Raw genomic sequence first — 15804 nt, forward strand, 5'->3', positions numbered from 1 at the left:
CATTCCCCATTCCCAATGCCCAATGCCCAATTACCAATTACCAATTACCAATTACCAATTACCAATTACATCATGAACAAGAAACAAGAGTTACATCGGGATTTACGCTTAGTTTTCGATGCATTACAAAAGTTTAGGAAGACTCATCCAGAAGCTTGGAGAGTTATCAATAGGCATCTGACAAAAGATGGTAGTACTACTACCCTTACCGATGCGGATGCCGCACTTTTTTATGCATTGGAAATGATTGAAGAGGCAGACTTTGAAATTTGAGTAAATGCCCAATGCCCTATTTTCAATTGATAACTGTTAACTATAGCGAATTTCACTTGAGTAGAATACAAATTATACCTCACCCTGTCCTGACGGACATCCCTCTCCTTATTAAGGAGAGGGAACCAGGGTGAGGTTTTGAGTATGTTGAACTTAACTGAAAACCGCTATATTCACTGTTCACTGTTCACTGTTCACTGTTAACTGAAAATGCTGCCAACTGATTTACTAATGTTTCGTCAAAATGGCGAACAAATTATTCCGAAGCGGTTGAATATTGACAAGTTCCATTTAAAGTTAGCGGTTGATTTAATTGCCTGCTATAAAAAAGCCGTTAACCAACGATACGGTGAACTTGAGCGTCAGCTTTCGGAAATGGAAGGAGATAATACGGATTATAAAATAAAACGGGGTTTGGCTCATATTCTTAAAAGCAGTTTTTCTACTTTTGAAGTGGTAAGCCCTTTAGAACCTCCGATGTTAAGAGAAAAGGTGTTTGCAAGTGCTGCAAAATCGGTTGCTAGTCGCGATACTGCTAAGTTTACTTTAAAAAAAGTAGCTGATGAATTGACTCACGAACTTGATAAAGAAGTTTTACCGGAACAAGTTAGTAAAGGTTTGTATGCTGACTTAACCGAAAATAAAATTTTAACGGTTTTTGATGCTCCGACACCAGAAGCTTTATTACATAGATATAATCTTTCTCAAGTTCAAGGTATTTTCTATAAAGCCAGTCAATTAATTATTAACGCCCACCGCAATACTCCCGGTGAATATAAGATTTTGTTTCGCTATCTTAAGTTATTTCAATTAATGTCTTATATCGAAGGAGATGCCGACCACGGGTTTACAATTACTGTTGATGGTCCCACGAGTTTATTTAATCCTAGTACGAGATATGGACTCGCGATCGCTAAATTAATTCCGGCTTTACTTCACGTCACAAAATGGAGTTTAGCAGCAACTCTACAAGTAAAAGATTTCTATTCTGGTAATTGGAAAACCGGACGTTTTACGCTAAATTCCGAATGCGGTTTAGTGTCTCACTATCCACCAGGGAAAGAATACGATAGTATGCTCGAAGCGTCTTTTGTTGATAAATGGAATTCCGCAAAAACCAAATGGATATTAGAGCGTGAAGTTGATTTAATCCCTATTCCCGGTAGCGTCATGATTCCCGATTTTCGCTTAGTTCATCCCGATGGTAGAACCTATTTATTGGAAATAGTTGGATATTGGCGACCAGAATATTTACAAAAGAAATTTTACCAGGTTAGAAGAGCAGAGCGCAACGATTTAATCTTAGCAATTTCCGAGCGTTTGAATTTAGATAAAGCCGGAGTCAAATTAGACAATGTTCCCGCAAAAATTGTTTGGTTTAAAGATAAATTATTGCCGAAGCAGGTTTTAGCTGTTTTAGATTAATTTTGGTAATGGGTAATTGGTAATGGGTAATTGGAAAATTCATTTGTTTTTGCGATTTGAAGTTGAGTCTAATACACTTTAAAACTTACACCGTTCTTTGTATACCCATCTCCTTAATAAGGAGAGGGGAAGGGGTGAGGTTAATCTGTATTCGCTGGAAGTGAAAGTCATTATATTACCGATTTAAGGTATTTCTTCAACAGACATTATCGGTTTTCTGACACCATATCTTTTATCTGTTTTATCAAGTAAATTTCTGTCCAATTCTGAATCGTATGATTTATATTTATCATCATTCCATATTCCAACTGACGTACATCTTAATAGAAACTTGGATGAAGGTTCTTTCAGAATGATAATTTTCGCGTCTTTGATTATCTGTACTTTATCCAAATGTATATAGCCATCATATTCAACCAACTCGCAGTTATGACAAACTAAAAATAGTCGATCTTGTTTTTTATTCCCGTCAATATCCAACAATAATAATTTATCCCATCTATCATAGCGATATAAATCTGCTCCGGCTCCAGTTAATTTAGGAAAATCATCTGTAATATTTCTTGTAGGCTTATTTTTGATAAGATTAGCAAATTTAAACTTTTCAGGGCGTGTTATCGCGAAGTGTAAGCCTCCATTCTCGCGATTTATGCAAGCATTTACTACATCTTCACCTTCTAAAATTTCAAAAACCCAAAAGTAGAGACAACTAACCTCTAAATAATGTCGGTCATATATTCTATAATAACGAAGGTCACTAAGACTTTCATTTTTTGGTTGTAATTCTATTTTTAAACCCGCAAAATTCCATTCTTGACAGATTTTAAAATACCTTGTTGCCATAAACTTAATCAGGAAATATCTACCTCCTTTTTCAAGAGAAATATATAAATCTCCTCCAAGACTAGGAGTATAAGCAAATAAAGTTGCCTTTTGTCCAATAAAACAATCTGTAACCTCTTTAAAAAGTTTTTCTTTCTGCTTTTTATCCATAATAAAATTTGCATCCATAAGATTGAATAATTGAGCCTATTTTACCCAATCCCCAATCACCAATTCCCAATCTAACTATAAACACTCCCATCCGGCATAATAGCCCCAGTCAAAATAGCTCGATTCAAATTTGCTCCTTCTAAATTTGCTCCTTCTAAATTTGCTTCTACCAAGAAAGCTCCTTGTAAATTTGCTCCTTGTAAATTTGCTCCCATCAATTGTGCGTGACTCAAATTGACTTGCCCTAAATTAGCTTGCGAGAGATTTGCTTGACTCAGATTTGCTTCTCTCATAAATGCTCTCTTTAAAATAGCCTGGGTTAAGTTTGCTCTATATAACTGGGCTTTCCTCAATGAAGCTTGATATAGCAGTGCTTCGCCCAAATTAACTTCTCTCAAATCTGCTTTAGATAAGACTGCTTGACTCAAATTAGCTAGCTGCATGAAAGCCCCATGTAAAATCGCTTCTTCTAAACAAGCTTCTGTTAAATCTGTTTCAATCAATAATGCTTTACTAAGATTGATATTTTGCAGATTGGCTTGAGTTAATGTACATTGAGAAAAATTAATATGCGGTAGATTTTCTTGACAAAAAATTACCCGTGACAAATCGAGTTTACTGAAATCTCTTTCTCCACACAGATACCGTCTTAAAATTTCCTCTTTTATCATCACCTCTGACTGCTTACACTATTTTGAGAACAGCGACTTCTTTGTTTACGTTAATAAAACTTAACATGAGTTTTTAAGCACAAATGCTTAGTTAAGCATTTGTTAATGATTTATCTGAATCTAATTTCTTGTTAATGGGGATTGTTATTAAGATAAATGTTAAGATAGTAAAGAAAATATTAATTTTTCAAAATAAATTATAGTAATAGATTGTGGATAAAGTAATTTTTGTCTGAACTCATCTCAGTAACCCACAATAAAATGTCTGTATTTCAGGCTGAGCGGGAAAGGTTGTTAGCAGCGATCGCCCTGCGGATTCGGCAATCGTTGGATTTGGATTCTATAATCAACCAAACTGTAGAGGAAGTTAGATTATTTCTGCAAACAGATAGGGTGCTAGTTTACCGCTTTGAGCCTGATTGGAGTGGACTTATGGTTGCTGAATCAGTGATTCCTCCCTATCAAGCTGTTATTGGTTCCAAAATTAAAGATCCCTGTCTGACAAAAAAGCATATTGAAAAATATCAGCAAGGGGTAATTCGAGTTATAGATAATGTTGAAACTGCTCAATTACCTTCGTGCTACCAGGATTTATTGGCAAATTTTGATGTTAAAGCTAATTTAGTTGTCCCTATTATTGCAGAAGAAAAATTATGGGGGCTTTTAATCGCTCAACACTGTAAATCTCCTCGTCAATGGGATTCATCAGAAATAGAATTGCTCAAGTTACTAGCAAATCATGTAGGAATAGCAGTTCAACAAGCCGAACTTTATCAGCAAGTTCAAAGTATTAATTCTTATTTGGAGCGTAAAGTTAAAAATCGTACAGCTAAATTAGAGCAAGCAGTTAAGTTTGAAGCTTTAATAACGCGAATTACTCAGAATGTTAGAGATAGTTTGGATGAAACTCAGATATTGCAGAAAGTAACCCAAGAATTAGAAGAAGTTTTGCATATCGAGTGCTGCAAAATTGAACTTTACGATAATTCTCATAGCTCGGCGACTATAGTTTACGAATATACAACAAAAAACCATATCTCTCACGAAGCAACTAGGCAAGTCGCAGATTTTCCGGAATACCAACAGTTATTACAGAAAAAATCTCTACAGTTTGTAGAAAGAATTCCTTTGCTAAATCCTTCCAAAGGACAAATTACTCGATTAATATGTCCAATTTTTGATGATAAAGGTATTTTAGGAAATATTTGGCTGCTGAGGCTCAAAGAAGAAGTATTCGATGAATTAGAAATTCGTTTAGTTGAACAAGTTGCGAATCAATGCGCCATTGCAATACGTCAAGCTCGGCTTTACGAGAAATCGCAAGCTCAAGTTAAGGAATTAGAAAAACTCAATACTCTCAAAGACGACTTTCTCAAAACCATTTCTCACGAGCTACGCACCCCCATGACTAGTATTTTGCTCGCTTCTCAAACTTTAGAAAAACTAATTAAAACTCAAGGAATACAGGGGATTAAGTCAGAACAATTTCAGCGCGTTTTTCAAATATTCAAAGGTTCTTGTCAGCAGCAAAATAAATCAGTAAATGATTTACTGACATTGTGTTATCTTGATGCCCAAAATGCGACATTAATTCCTGAAATTATTGATATAAAAGAATTTATTATTAAAATAGTAGAACCTTTCAAGGAACAAGCTCGAAGACAACAGCAACAGTTAGTAGTAAACATTGCTAAAGATATATCTTCCTTGCAATCCGATACTACTCTTTTAGAAAGAGTAATTAACGAACTACTAACAAATGCCTGTAAATATACTCCAGAAAACGAAACAATTACCGTAACTGCTGAGGAAAAAGACGATAAAATTTATTTAAGTATTAGAAATTCGGGAATAGAAATCCCCTTAGAAGAACAAGAATCCATTTTTGAAAAATTTTATCGTATTCCATCTCACGATCCTTGGAAGCATGGGGGAAGCGGTATTGGATTAGCTTTAGTCAAAAAGCTTGTAAAACTTTTAAATGCAACTGTCAAGCTAGATAGCCGAGATAGTCAAACCACTTTTACCATTCAATTTGCAATTGATAACTTTGAATCAAAAATTTAGGACGTAAAGCTGTTGTGCATTAGACATCTCTCCTTATAGGTTATGGTGTATACAGAAGACTTTAAATCCAATTTAGAGCGGGCTTTAAACTAGGAGCTAAATTATTCAAAGCCCTCAAAGCCGTATAGATAGTACTTGTGTCTATACCCTAAAATGAAAACTTGAAATATCAGTAAAAGGTCAAAAAAAAAGTTAACGTTTGTTGAACTTTTACTAATTTAATTGAAGTAATAGTTTATAAATATCAAATTAAATTAACAATCCCTAACAAATTTGAATTTTCAATCTAAAAGTAAATAATCACAATGAAAGATACGTGTATCGACTAAGGCTTTTTGGTATAGTGTCGCATAATATAATAATTACAGATTCATATTTTATAAGTTAATTATCGCAGACATATAAGGGAGTGTGGATAAGAATGTTAAGAATTAAGTATTTAGCTGCTTTAGGATTAGTAGCAGTTGTCGCAAATATAGCCAACCCTGTCAGCGCACAGTCTTCTAGAAATGTAGATGGCAAAGGCTATAGTTTATCTGGTGATTCATTAATGGGAATTGATGAAAGAACGGCAAACCAAGATTTCCCCATCTTTTTTATCAATCAGCCTTCTAGAGTGAATCCTGGTGTTGTAAAAAATAGTAATCTTAATTATCGCAGAACCAGGGAACAAGTGCAAATAAACAATACACCCGTTTATTTAGAGCCTGGGGAAGAAAGCCTTAATGGTAATGACGGATTCCAGGTACAGTTTGATTTGACTAATACCGATAACCGGAAGAATTTGAAATGAAAAGATTATGCCGATAGATGGTATCAAGCGTAATCTAAAAATCGGCGTTGTTGAATTGAAGTATAAATTTATGTTTCTAGTTTTAGTAAAGCCCGCTAAATGGGAGCATCCCAATGGCGGCAAAAAGCCCGCAGACTATAAGTCTGGGGCTAATATTACAAAGCCCACCTTCGTGGGCTAACAGGTAAAATGTTTGTTCCGGCATCGGGATGCTCCCCCCTAAATCCCCCAGTTTTGGGCGACTTTAAATTATCTTTCTTTCCCAGAATGGGGGGGGGTGGGGCAAAATCATACTTGTAATCAGCAACGCCTAAAAATCTATTTATATGATTGAAAAACTGTATTGTTCTCAGGTAAACTTTTTAATTTGATTAATAGCTTTAAAACTCGTGCAAACGGGTTTTTATATTTTTAATTTAGCTAACCTTGTTTAATTAGTAAATTTTTTACAACAGAACTCATTTAGAGTTATCAAATAATCGGGTATTTGATCTAAATTCCAGAATACAACTAAATAAAATTGAAAAAACTTTTACTTAAATAAACAATAATAATTACTATATTTTCCATTATCCATGCCCAATTACCAATTCCGACCCACTTTCAAGTAAAATTATTTCTTGAAAGAAAGGAGGGGAATTTTGACACGAGTAATTATAGTACGTCACGGTCAAAGCACTTACAATATTGTTAGGCGCATTCAGGGACATTTAGACGAATCAGTATTAACGGAAAAAGGTTGTAGTGATGCGGTAAAAGTAGGTAAGGCTCTCAAAAATATTTCATTTGATGCCATTTATTGCAGTCCCCTCAAAAGAGCGAAACAAACCGCAGAAATTATTCATCACGAAATCAAAGCTAATTTAGATAATACCCCCGCTCTGCAAAAGAATCATAAAATCAAGGAAATTCATTTACCTTTGTGGGAAGGAATGCTTGCTACAGAAGTGCAAGAGCAGTTTCCCGAAGAACATAAAATTTGGAAAGAAAGCCCCGATAAATTGCGGATGCTTGTAAAAGATGGTGAAACAACCGTCGAATTTTTCCCGATTCTGGCATTGTACGAACAAGCAAAAGAATTTTGGCAAGAAATTTTACCCAAACATCAAAATCAAACTATTCTTGTTGTTGCTCATAGCTGCATTAATAGATGTTTAATTCAAACAGCAATTGATATTTCTCCTGCTTACATGCAGCACATCCAACAATCTAATTGTTGCATCAACGTACTTAATTTTGTCGGTACTGGTAACTTAGACGAAGATAAAGTTACTATTGAATCATTCAATCAAATCCAGCATATGGGCGAGACTTTACCTTCGTTGCGTCCAAATCATCGAGGCATAAGATTATTATTAGTTCGTCATGGCGAGACTGATTGGAATCAAGAAAGTAGATATCAAGGACAAGTTGATATTTCACTGAATGAAAATGGTAAATTCCAGTCTGAGAAGGTAGCCCAGTTTCTCAAAGATATTTCTATTGATAAAGTATTTAGTAGTTCTTTGTTACGTGCCAAGGAAACCGCAGAAATTATTTTACAGCAGCATCAAAACGTTAATTTAGATTTAAACGATGAATTTAAAGAAATAATTCATGGAGCTTGGGAAGGCAAATCGGCAACAGAAATTAACCAAGAATTTCCCGGAGAATTACAACGCTGGTACGAAAATCCAGAACAATTTCAGATGCCTATGGGAGAAAACTTTCAGCAAGTTTGGCAGCGGACAGTTGAAGTTTACGAGTCAATTATTAAAGCAGCATTAACAGAAAAATTAAACACTATATTGATAGTGGCTCATGGAGGCACCAATCAAATTTTACTTTGTCATATTTTGGGTTTATCTGCAAAACATTTTTGGAATTTCCGTCAAAGTAACTGTTGTTTAAATGTCATTGATTATCCTAAAGGTTTAGATAGTTTTCCCGTACTCCAAGGAATTAATCTTACTTCTTATTTGACAGAAAGCGTTTTAGATGAAACGGTAAGGGGAGCTTTGTAATTTGGGAATTAGGCATGGGGCATTGGTAATTGGTAATGGGTAATGGGTAATTGGTAAAAGGTTAAAAAACTCACGAATTACCAATTATACTCACTGCTAACTGTTAACTGATAACTGATAAGATGACAACCGAATTGCTGCACAAAGTAATACAATGGTATTTGTAGGTTGGGTTGAACGGAGTAAAACCCAACATCCGTGTTGGGTTGCGCTTCGCTTAACCCAACCTACGAATCTAATTATTTACTGATAATAACAACTAACAACTAACAACTAACAACTAACAGCTAACAACTAATAAGATGACAACCGAATTGCTGCAAAAAGTCAGGGTGATAAATCCTGTAACTAATACCGATTTAGTTGCTGATGTGTTGATTGAAGATGGTTATATTAAATCTGTTGGCGATAAAATTTCTGAAATACCAAATAATACTTCTATTCGCGATTGTAAATCTTTAGTTTTGGGAACTGGATTAGTTGATTTATACAGTCATTCTGGGGAACCAGGTTTTGAAGAAAGAGAAACTTTTACATCTCTTTTAAAAGCTGCTGCTGCCGGTGGTTTTACTCGTGTTACTATTTTACCCGATACATCTCCGAGTATTGATAATCCCGCAGTTGTCGCACAGTTAAAGCAGCTTTATCAACAAGCAAATTCAAATTCCTCCTGTCTGCCTTTACTTAATATCTGGGGTGCAATTACCAAAGATGTTAAAGGGGAAAAAATGACGGAATTGGCAGATTTAAAAAATGCCGGAATTATTGGCTTCGCTGATGGTGATGCTTTGAATAATTTAGCTTTAGTGCGTCGAGTGCTGGAATATTTGCAACCTTTACGTAAAACCGCTGCTTTTTGGTGTTGCGATCGCAATATTTCCGCCGATGGCATCATGCGAGAAGGTGCGAATTCGATTCAGTGGGGTTTGCCGGGAAACCCACCGGCTTCGGAGACTTCTGCAATTGCTGCTTTACTTGAGTTAGTTGCTAGTACTTTTACACCGACTCATATAATGCGGGTTTCTACTGCTAGAAGTGTAGAATTAATCGAAAATGCTAAAGCCAAAGGTTTACCCATCACAGCCAGCACTACTTGGATGCATCTTTTGTTAGATACCTCATCAGTTAAAAGTTATCACACGGGCTTACGTTTAGAACCACCTTTGGGCAATCCAGAAGATATGATGGCATTGCGTCGGGGAGTCAAAGAAGGAATTTTAGACGCTGTAGCGGTGGATCATTCGCCATTTACCTACGAAGAAAAAACCGTAGCCTTTGCTCAAGCACCTCCAGGAGCCATCGGTTTGGAATTAGCATTACCTTTGTTGTGGCAGAATTTAGTAGAAACCGGTGAATTTACAGCTTTAGAATTGTGGAAAGCGCTTTCTACAAATCCCGCAGAATGTTTAAAACAAAGCCCGAGTCAAATTGCAGCAGGTGAAAAAGCCGAGTTAACTTTATTTAATCCCCAGGAAATTTGGAAAGTCGAGAGCAAGAATTTACATAGTTTATCGAGTAATACTTTCTGGTTGGGAGAAGAATTGAAAGGGAAAGTTGTCGGGGTTTGGTGTTAGTTAAAAAACCCGATTTTTCTAAAAAACCGGGCTTCTTCACATTTTTCATTAACTTAGAAAAAACTAATCTATCTTTTCCATTGCTTTAGCAGCTAAATAAGGCTTATTTTCATAAACTTTAACTAAATCTGGAGCAAAATCAAAATCGTAATTTCTCGAAATACTGAATAGAAATATTTGTTAATTAACAGATTCAATGAAGTCAGTTGAATACCACTTCTATCTTTAGAAAGAGAATAAAACAAATTAAATTAAATTTCAGTTTTCTGTATTCCCCTTCTTTTGGTGGATGTGATAATATCGTTACTATATTATTCAACAAGCATGAATTCTCCTGATATCGTTATTAAATTGAATCAAGCCAAACCGCGCGGTTTAACTATGAAATGTATTTAAAGTAATCTATTAATTTTATTTTTTCTCTTTGACTTATTATGATGAAAAATATTTATTATGCTATTTTTAATAGTTAAATATTATTGACGAATTTTGAACATATTAATATTATATTGATATGTGTACTTAGAATACAAAACAACTATTATCTACAACTAAATACTATCCTTTAACACGAAGAGATATGAATAATTTTGATTACCGCATCCCTGATGATATGGCAGCAGAGGTAATGGCTGAAGCAACAAGATTACATGCTGAAGCTAATAAAGGTTATTCCTTTGCCGATTTAGAACAAGCTTGTTTAGAAGCCAATATTTCTCCAGCCATTATTCAAAAAGCAATCAAAAATATTGAGAGAAAGCGAGAAGAAAAGCGAACCCAAAGGCAGATAATGCAGAATCGGATTAAAGAACAAGTACAAAAAGGCTTGCTTGCTTCAATTGTACTGATTATTCCTGCTATCATGATTTCTGGTATTAGCTTATTCCAGTCGCAAGATAAACAAATTGAAACAGCTTCTCAATCTCAGCAGAAATTAAATTCCCCATTCAAAACTCTTACGATTAGACCAGAAAAATTAGAGTATCTTACCGATCCTAAAGGGTTATCAATTGCTGTAAGGGGCGAAAATTATGGTAACAGTGTTGATGCAATGATTGGTACGGATGATTACGAACCGCTAATGATTAAATCAGGAAAAATTGGCGATTCTTATAAATACGAAGGAATTCACAACTATAGAATTAAAATTATTGAGTTTTCTAAAGATAGAAACGTTACTTTTCAAATTGAGCAGCTAGCGCCAGAAAAGTATACTGCTGTAGAACGACTTGAAGAAAAAGTGAAGCTGCTTGAACAAAACTCTCAAGAAAATCAAAGTCAACAAGAAAAGTTGGAACGAGAAAAAAACAGTAAGGAGCAACAATTAAACTGGAAAGACGAAACGATTGAAAGACTCCGAGAAAGAATAAGGGAGTTGCAAACAAAGTCTGAAAAACTTCAAACTAAAACAAAACAACTTCAAACTCAAGCTCAAGGATTTAAAAGTCAGCTTCAAAGTCAACGAGATAGTAATTTGCAACTGGTTAATGCAAAAAGCAGCGAAGTGACAAGCTTGGCAAGCAAAATACAGCAGTTGAAGCAAGAATCAACAAAACTCCAAACTCAGATAAGTTTGTTGAAACAGCAACAAGCCAGCGATAAGATCGAGTTAAGCAGCAAAAATCGAACTATCATCGATCTCCAAGATAAAGTCAAAATACTTCAGCAAACTTTAGATACCTTTAAGCTGAGATAAATTTGTTATTTCTTGTTTCTTTCTTGTTCCTAGGCTCAGCCTGGGAACACATGATTAGAGGCTCTGCCTCTTAATACACTTGAGGTAGAGGCTGGAAGTTAATCCAACAATTCCACCAACTCCATCACTTGGGAAGGTTTCACCAAAGAATTCGCACATAAAATACCGCTAGCAGCAACGGCAGGAACTCCAATTCCCGGCATTGTACTATCCCCAACGCGGTACAATCCTTTGATTGGTGTATTTTGGTTGGGAAACATTCCCTTACCCGCAGCAATTGCTGGTCCGTAAGTTCCTTGATATCTTCTTAAATAACCGGCGTGAGTTAATGGTGTGCCGATAAGTTCCAAAACTGCACGCTCTCTGATATCCGGAATTACTTTTTCTATAGCTCGATATAAAGTTTGGGCTTTTTGCTTCTTCTTCTCTTCGTAACCTTGATTTTTTTTCCATCCCATATAAGGTTCCAAAGTATAAGCGTGAACTACATGATGATTTTTTGGCGCTAAAGAACTATCCCAGACAGTAGGAATCGATATCATGCAGGTGTTTCCCGGTACCGTAATATCCTTTTGAGAATCGTGAACGACAACATGATGTCCCGTCAAATTTTCTAAACCTTCACCACGAAAACCCAAATGTAAATGCATAAAGCTTTCTACAGCAGGAGTATTCAAAGCCGTTTGACGGTAAGATGCTGGTAAATCTTGGGGAAGTAGCAAAAGCGTGTAAGTATCCCAAATTGTGGCATTGGAAATTACCACGGGAGCTTTGATAACTTCTTGTTTACCCTTAGAAAATAAACGCACGCCGGTAGCTTGATTATTTTCGACGATAATTTGCTCTACATGACACCCCAAACGTAATTCTCCACCCCATTTTTTCAAACCTTTTACTAAAGCATCTATAATTGCACCGCTACCTCCTAAAGGATATTCAATTGCAGTATTAGAACGCTCCCCTAACATAAAAGCGACTTCCGGAGCAATAGTACCGCTAGCTTTTAAACCCGAAAGCAAAAAGCATTCCAAGTCAATTAACCTTCTTACCCAAGCATCTTTGACAGTGCTATCCATTACCTTCCCTACGGAACTTTGCACCAAAGGTAAATTGGGAAGCATTTTCCATAAAGACGGTAAATAACGTCCTAGTAAAATCGGAATTATCTGCCAATCACCCCGCAAAGCCAAAGTGGGAATACCCTTCATAGCATCGTAGAGCGGTAACAAACGCTTTTCAAATTCAGCTAATTCCCTTGCACCTTGGGGTGTAACTTGAGCCACCTCTTCCCGATAGCGCTGGTAATTACGGTAAACTGCAAAACTACCTTCAGGAAAATGATAGTGTCCGAGGGGGTCATAAGGTACAGTTTGGAGAGATTCTTCTAAAATATCTAGAACTTGTTTTACAGGATTCAAACTTCTAGCGTCACTCAGTCCACAATAGAATGAAGGTCCAGAATCAAATTCAAATCCTTGTCGTCGGAAGTTATGGGCAGCACCACCCGCTACTGTATGACTTTCGCAGACAATTACCCGCTTACCGTATCGACTGAGCAACGCAGCAGCAGTTAAACCCCCGATTCCACTACCAATGACTATGACATCAAAATTTTTCACTGTTAGTTCTCAGTTGTTAGTTGTTAGTTGCTAGTTGAATGTTTGGTGGTTTTTAGTTGTAAGGCAACTTTTAACCACTATCTATTAAACACTATCCACTATCTGCTAACCACTATCTACTATTTACCCGTACTATGGTCGTAATGAAAGAACAACCACTAGACAAACCATTAGAACAACCGCTGATTGAATTAAAAGGTGTTTCTAAGTCGTTTGGTAGCAATAAAATTTTAGATGAGGTAGATTTTACAATTCACCGGGGAGATTCATTAGGAATAATTGGTCCTAGCGGTACTGGTAAATCTACCATCTTAAGAATCATTGCTGGGTTGACTGCTCCCGATGAAGGAGAAATTTACGTGCAAGGCAAACTAAGAGAAGGTTTGATAGAAGATGGTGCGGATGCAGTGGGAATTGGTATGGTGTTTCAGCAAGCTGCTTTGTTTGATTCCCTAACAGTAGATGAAAATGTTGGATTTTTACTGTACCAGCATTCTGACCTTCCTAAAAAAAGGATTCGAGATTTGGTTGAGGAAAAATTAGAAATGGTGGGTTTACCTGGTGTCGGAGATAGATTTCCCGCAGAACTTTCTGGAGGAATGAGGAAGCGGGTAAGTTTTGCCCGTGCTATTATGTCTAATCCAGAAAAACCCGAGGAAACACCAGAAATTTTGCTTTACGATGAGCCTACAGCCGGATTAGATCCAATAGCTTCGACAATTATCGAAGATTTGATTCGGCAATTACAATATACAAATGAAATTTGTGGCAGCTACGCTATCGTTACTCACCAACACAGTACAATTCGTCGTACTTCTGACAGAGTTGTGTTTCTTTATCAAGGTAAAGTGCAGTGGTCTGGAAAAGTTGGCGAAGTTGACACCACAGATAATTCTTCTATTAGACAATTTATGAGTGGAAGTGTTGATGGCCCAATCAAAATTGCCGGTACATAAAATCTGGGATCTCAAATCTGGTACATCAAATATTTAAAAGAGTATCATCGCGATTACGATTAAGCACAAATTTAAGTACAAATCTAAGCAAAAACTTATTTTCAAAAACGATAAGAAAATGTATAAATATCTATTTACAAATTTAAATTCTAATTCTATGGGAGGTGAACAATGCGATCGCGATTGGTAAGAGAAGGTTCTGTGGGATTATTAATTTTATTGGGTTTGGGAGTCTTTGGAGTTATTTTCCTTTGGCTGAACAGAATCAATGCTGCTGGTCGTACCTATAGCTTCATCGTAGAGTTTAAGGACGCTGGTGGAATGCAAAAAGGCGCTGTTGTACAATATCGCGGTGTTAAGGTAGGCAACATTGCCGATATTAAAGCTGGCGTGAATGGTGTACAAGTAGAACTTGATATCAGCAAACCCGATTTAGTTATCCCTCGTGATGTCAAAATTGAAGCCAACCAGTCAGGATTAATTAGCGAAAGCATTGTTGAAATTACACCAGAAAGAATTGTCTCCCGCGAAAATGTAGATGCCGGACCTCAAGATGAAGGATGCGATCCTACTATTATTGTCTGCGATGGCTCACGTCTAAGAGGCGAAATCGGTATCAGCGTTGACCAACTAATTCGCTACAGCAGCCGTCTATCAGAAGTTTACAGCCGACCTGATGTCTACGAAAATGTTAACCAAGCTTTAAAAAATACATCCCTAGCAGCAGCACAAGTAGCTCAATTAACTCGCGATGTCTCTTCTTTGACTAAAGCTACTCAACAACAATTAAAAACCTTTGCTTCCGCCGCCGATACTGTAGCGACTGCTGCAAATAGAGTCAGTGTATCTACCGACCAAACCATCAACCAATTTGGCGGCACAGCCGAACAATTAAACGCTACAGCAAGACAGTTTAGTAATACAGCAGAAAAATTTAGCGGTACTGCAACTGAAATTAGTTCTACAGCTAATAGAGCAAATAGATTATTAGATAATATTGATAATTTAGTCACTACAAATCGTTCTTCACTAGTTGGTGCATTAAACGACATCACCGCAACTAGTTCTCAGTTAAGAACGACTTTAAATAGTTTATCTCCCAGCCTGAATAAATTTACCAAAGGGCAGCTGCTTGAGAACCTGGAAACACTTTCAGCAAATGCAGCCGAAGCTTCCACTAATTTACGAGACGTTACCAAAACACTTAACGATCCTAATAATTTATTAGTACTCCAACAAACATTAGATTCTGCTAGAGTCACCTTTGAGAATACCCAGAAAATTACATCAGATTTAGATGATTTGACGGGAGATCCAAAATTTAGGCAAAATCTCCGCGAATTAGTCAACGGTTTAAGTGGTTTAGTTTCTTCCACCGAGCAAATGGAACAGCAAGTTAAATTTGCTGCCACCCTCGATACGGTAAAAGCTAATTTAGACAAATCAAAAATTCAAACATCAACACCAACTAGAAAACAACCATTTAGATTTAGTTCTTCATCTCAGAATTTAAAAAGCCAGCCAAAAACTAACCAAACCAAAAACCTACAGCCCAATTCCTCATCTCAAGAAGAACTTTTGAAGCAACTTCGGGAATATCAGAAGACACGATAGTGAGAAGAGGGAGTAGAAGTTTTAATCCTACAGTCTTTGACTAAGCCTCTCTAAACTAAACCCTGCCAATTACATCAATTAGCAGGGTTTAGTTTATTAAATTAAATTAAATTTATTTTT

At 36.4% G+C, this 15804-nt stretch carries 12 protein-coding genes; 9 read left to right on the forward strand and 3 right to left on the reverse strand.

Annotated features, from left to right (window positions below):
- Nucleotides 1-15: 15 nt before the first annotated feature.
- Nucleotides 16-273 (forward strand): hypothetical protein, encoded by a 258-nt coding sequence (locus RIV7116_RS19345; RefSeq protein ID WP_015119999.1) that lies wholly within the window; start codon nucleotides 16-18, stop codon nucleotides 271-273.
- 210 nt (nucleotides 274-483) lie between these two features.
- Nucleotides 484-1698, forward strand: coding sequence for a DUF790 family protein (locus RIV7116_RS19350; RefSeq protein WP_015120000.1), 1215 nt, complete (start codon nucleotides 484-486; stop codon nucleotides 1696-1698).
- A gap of 183 nt (nucleotides 1699-1881) precedes the next feature.
- Here RIV7116_RS19350 and RIV7116_RS19355 read toward each other — a convergent pair whose 3' ends face one another.
- Nucleotides 1882-2691, reverse strand: a complete 810-nt coding sequence (locus RIV7116_RS19355) for a hypothetical protein (protein WP_157229302.1) — start codon at nucleotides 2689-2691, stop codon at nucleotides 1882-1884.
- A gap of 71 nt (nucleotides 2692-2762) precedes the next feature.
- Nucleotides 2763-3362 carry a pentapeptide repeat-containing protein gene (locus tag RIV7116_RS19360; protein WP_015120002.1) on the reverse strand — a complete coding sequence of 200 codons (600 nt, stop codon included), beginning with the start codon at nucleotides 3360-3362 and terminating at the stop codon, nucleotides 2763-2765.
- A 261-nt stretch (nucleotides 3363-3623) separates the two neighbouring features.
- On the opposite strand from RIV7116_RS19360, the gene RIV7116_RS19365 reads away from it, so the two are divergent.
- The 5 genes from RIV7116_RS19365 (at nucleotide 3624) to RIV7116_RS19385 (ending at nucleotide 11495) form a co-directional block, all read left to right on the forward strand.
- Nucleotides 3624-5429: a GAF domain-containing sensor histidine kinase gene (locus RIV7116_RS19365; protein ID WP_015120003.1), complete on the forward strand. Its 1806-nt coding sequence runs from the start codon at nucleotides 3624-3626 to the stop codon at nucleotides 5427-5429.
- A 421-nt stretch (nucleotides 5430-5850) separates the two neighbouring features.
- Complete coding sequence (locus RIV7116_RS19370) at nucleotides 5851-6222, forward strand: hypothetical protein (RefSeq protein WP_015120004.1); 372 nt, start codon at nucleotides 5851-5853, stop codon at nucleotides 6220-6222.
- 641 nt (nucleotides 6223-6863) lie between these two features.
- Nucleotides 6864-8225: an alpha-ribazole phosphatase gene (gene cobC / locus RIV7116_RS19375; protein WP_015120006.1), complete on the forward strand. Its 1362-nt coding sequence runs from the start codon at nucleotides 6864-6866 to the stop codon at nucleotides 8223-8225.
- Nucleotides 8226-8527: 302 nt separating this feature from the next.
- Complete coding sequence (locus tag RIV7116_RS19380) at nucleotides 8528-9799, forward strand: dihydroorotase (protein ID WP_015120007.1); 1272 nt, start codon at nucleotides 8528-8530, stop codon at nucleotides 9797-9799.
- Nucleotides 9800-10379: 580 nt separating this feature from the next.
- On the forward strand, nucleotides 10380-11495 hold the full coding sequence (locus RIV7116_RS19385; RefSeq protein WP_015120008.1) for a hypothetical protein: 1116 nt from the start codon (nucleotides 10380-10382) through the stop codon (nucleotides 11493-11495).
- A 98-nt stretch (nucleotides 11496-11593) separates the two neighbouring features.
- Here RIV7116_RS19385 and RIV7116_RS19390 read toward each other — a convergent pair whose 3' ends face one another.
- Entirely contained in the window at nucleotides 11594-13114 is a 1521-nt protein-coding gene (locus tag RIV7116_RS19390) for an NAD(P)/FAD-dependent oxidoreductase (RefSeq protein ID WP_015120009.1), read from the reverse strand.
- A gap of 143 nt (nucleotides 13115-13257) precedes the next feature.
- Between RIV7116_RS19390 and RIV7116_RS19395 the strand changes: the two genes are divergently transcribed.
- Together RIV7116_RS19395 and RIV7116_RS19400 are read left to right on the forward strand one after the other, a co-directional pair.
- Complete coding sequence (locus tag RIV7116_RS19395; protein ID WP_015120010.1) at nucleotides 13258-14070, forward strand: ABC transporter ATP-binding protein; 813 nt, start codon at nucleotides 13258-13260, stop codon at nucleotides 14068-14070.
- A 171-nt stretch (nucleotides 14071-14241) separates the two neighbouring features.
- Complete coding sequence (locus RIV7116_RS19400; RefSeq protein ID WP_015120011.1) at nucleotides 14242-15684, forward strand: MlaD family protein; 1443 nt, start codon at nucleotides 14242-14244, stop codon at nucleotides 15682-15684.
- Nucleotides 15685-15804 lie beyond the last annotated feature (120 nt).

It is taken from the genome of Rivularia sp. PCC 7116 (assembly GCF_000316665.1).
Classification (GTDB): domain Bacteria; phylum Cyanobacteriota; class Cyanobacteriia; order Cyanobacteriales; family Nostocaceae; genus Rivularia.